Below are 1,327 nucleotides of genomic sequence, written 5' to 3' on the forward strand. Positions count from 1 at the left end.
CATACGTGTCAAGGATGTGGGGCTTCTTTGCGTGAGGTCAAACCGTTCAAAGTCGATGTCCGTCAAGTGTTTGATCTCCCTCCCGTGACGATCGAGGTGACACAACATGAACGTGAAGTGAAATCGTGTCCGCATTGTCGATGTGTTCAACAAGCCGAATTCCCATCCCATGTCACGAATCATGTGCAATACGGTCCACGGCTCACGGCGCTCGCTGTATATTTGCATCATATCCAATTGATCCCTTACAAACGTTTGAGTGATACAATCGAAGCATTATATCAACACTCAATCAGTACAGGAACCCTTGCCAATATGGTGAAACGAGGACGTGAAGCGCTGGAATCAAATATGGACATCATCGAAGACGCCTTACTTGAATCCAACATCTTGCATGTCGATGAAACGAGTTTGCGCATCAATGGAAAACTCGCATGGGTGCATGTCGCGTGTACATCGAGATATACATACTTGGCTCCTCACGCTTCTCGTGGAAAAAAAGCGACCGATGACATCGGGATTCTTCCCCGATATGAAGGGACGATGATGCACGATGCGTTCGGTACATATCCGAAATACACACATGCCACCCATGCCCTTTGTCACGCCCATCATTTGCGTGAATTGAAGGGCTTCATCGAACAAGGGCATACGTGGGCGATGCGCATGACCACGTTTCTGTTAGCCGCCAAGCAAGCCATCGAAGCCCATCACGGTGCACTTTCCGAAGAAGAAGCGAGACGGTGGGAACGAGTGTATGATCGCATCCTAGAAAGAGCACAACACCGATTGGAAGCGAAGACGCCTCTTCCGAAGAAAGCACTCGCTTTTGTTCGACGCCTTCAAAAACGAAAGGAAGAAGCGCTGCGTTTCTTACGTGAAGTACATGTTCCCTTTGATAACAACCAAGCCGAACGCGATCTTCGCATGGTCAAAGTCAAAGAGAACATTTCGGGTACATTTCGCGAAGAAACATTCGCCCGGTCTTTTTGCATCACAAGAAGCATCGTTTCCACACTGACGAAACACGAAAAAAACGTGTGGGATTCGTTATGTCTTCTGTTGACAGGCGAAACGCTCGATCGTGTTCTTTCTACCACTTAGGGCATTTTCTATTACGGGGATGCCCTATTTGTGTTGCGCTTCTTTACATACTACTATCGGAGTGAATAGTTACTTAAAAATGAACTTTGTTTAAGATTATATTATACTTTAGAACAAATTAACAATATTTTAACCCGTGGTGCTAGATAAAATCGAGCAAGCAAAAAAATAGCCCTTGCCTGTGGATCTCCTGTAGAATGAAAGTGCGATCCAACATTCGAAA

1 protein-coding gene is annotated in these 1,327 nt (G+C 45.9%); it reads left to right on the forward strand.

What is annotated here, in order from left to right; translation table 11 throughout:
* A partial coding sequence (gene tnpC, locus ASC42_RS13545) for an IS66 family transposase (protein ID WP_055442114.1) occupies window positions 1-1,104 on the forward strand: 1,104 nt, incomplete at its 5' end.
* Window positions 1,105-1,327: the final 223 nt, after the last annotated feature.

The organism is Anoxybacillus suryakundensis, assembly GCF_001418025.1.
Classification (GTDB): domain Bacteria; phylum Bacillota; class Bacilli; order Bacillales; family Anoxybacillaceae; genus Anoxybacillus; species Anoxybacillus tengchongensis.